The following is a 1,786-nucleotide window of genomic DNA, read 5'->3' as shown; positions in this document are numbered from 1 at the left end:
GGGCGGTCCGCTTGCCGAGGAAGTCTAGAGCTGAGACGTAGACTGGGACCTCGTCACCGGTGTGGTGTCGGAGGCTGGAGCTGTAGCGAACTCGCCCTATCCGCTCATCGCCCTTGCCGCCGGGAATACCCTGATCACGGAAGTTCACGATGTATTCCAAGACTTTGCCTCTGGGCTTTATGACGCGGTAATTGTGTGGGGCGTAGAAGTTATCCAAGTCTCCTGCAAAATTGGTTTTCCGGTTCTCATCCCTGTAGAATGTGCCAATCACGCGGCATTCGAGCCCGGAGAACTGGAATTCTGCACGGGTGTAGGAGTCCAATGGTGCGCCACTGTCATCGCGAGGGGCCTCTTTATAGTGGTCAACCATAGCCATCACCATGTCGTCGTCCGTGGGCAACTTGGTGGGGCGCAGCACCCGTAGCAGGATGGCATCGTCGATGCCGGGCTCGCCGTTGTAAACCGCGAGCAGAAATGCTCCTGCCGGCACGCCTCCCACACTCTGCTTCCACTTGTCATTGCTCATCAGGCGCAGGTGATTGAAGTCGAGATAGAAGGGGCGTCCGACGAAGGCATCTTCTTTGTGACTTTCCACGAACAAGTCGACACTGGCGAGCTGCTTGAGCTCCTCGAACATGTTCTGCATCGCGGGTTCCTCTCCTGCGAGGTTCTAACTATGAAGTTCTCTAAAAGAAAGCTGCTTCGCCCAGGAGGTTTGTCCAACGCTCGGAAGCTGTCGCCTCGTGGGACTGAGTAGCAAGATACGGTCAACCTTAGTCGCGCGGCCGCTGTTATGCTTCCAGATTCGGCTTACCTTCCGGTCCTGCGGGATCTCGTCGGCGATAATCCCGTGTAGGTACCAGCCCTGGTCTTGTAGCACCTCGTCCCATACGGCTTGTGCGAGATTAAGGTCGTCCTCGCCACGACGGACGTCGCCGATTACGAAGCACACAAAGCCATCTTCGGCAACGACCCGCCTGATGTTCGTAGACACCGACCTCATAAAATCCAGGTAACGGGGAAGTGATGCCGAGGCCATGAGCCTCCGGTCGACGGCCGAAGACGTCTCTCCTAGGAACCACAGGCGGACCCAGTTGTACTTGCCGTATTTGATGACTTGTAGATACGGGGGAGAAGTGAAGACTAGTTTCGGTCGGCGCTGGACGAGCCATGGTGGCGGCGTACTTGTTGCGTCGTGAGTCCAGCTTTTACCGCCTTCACGCTTGGCTGGAGGAAGGTCCAAGCGCTCCAGCCGCCTCCTCAGCATTTCGAAGACATTGACCTCGGGGCGTTCGAGTCCGTGCTCTTCGATATACTTCGCCACGTAACGTGGAGACATTGCAAAGGTGTTCGGCATGCTGATGGAAAAGCCTCTTGGCCCAGACTTGCCATGGTTGGCGTGAAGCATGCCGAGAATCGTGGCGATCCAGAAGCAGTCTGTGTCGTTCGTTCGGTCGAGTTGTTCCTTGAGCCAAACAAGTTGCCGCAGCGTCTCGTTGCTGTAGAGCATGGTGATGTTTTCGGGCTCACTCTCGATCGATACGACACTCGGTGAGTATCCCGATTCGAGTTCAGCGATACGCTTCAGCAGAGCCCGCCTGCTCGGCACACGTGTCTTAGCATGCGAGAGGACCACGGCGAGTGGATTGGCGTCGCTACCGTAAGCGCGCCGCCCTTGGAGAACAGCCTCGAGCGGTACGGTTCCTCGACCAGAGAAGGGGTCGTATACAGCCTCGCCTGGACTGGTAAGTCCGCGACGAGGCGGAGGCCCTCCTTGCGGACGGCG

General features: G+C 57.5%; 2 protein-coding genes. Both read right to left on the bottom strand.

What is annotated here, in order from left to right:
* Positions 1-646: hypothetical protein (locus AB0C69_RS41995; RefSeq protein ID WP_360362451.1), on the bottom strand; the 646-nt coding region annotated here is incomplete at its 3' end.
* Positions 647-670: 24 nt separating this feature from the next.
* The coding region (locus AB0C69_RS41990; RefSeq protein ID WP_360362448.1) for a hypothetical protein at positions 671-1,786 on the bottom strand (1,116 nt) is incomplete at its 5' end.

The organism is Actinomadura sp. NPDC048032, from assembly GCF_040653175.1.
GTDB classification, from domain to species: domain Bacteria; phylum Actinomycetota; class Actinomycetes; order Streptosporangiales; family Streptosporangiaceae; genus Spirillospora; species Spirillospora verrucosospora.
This window is presented reverse-complemented; position numbering and strand designations above follow the sequence as displayed.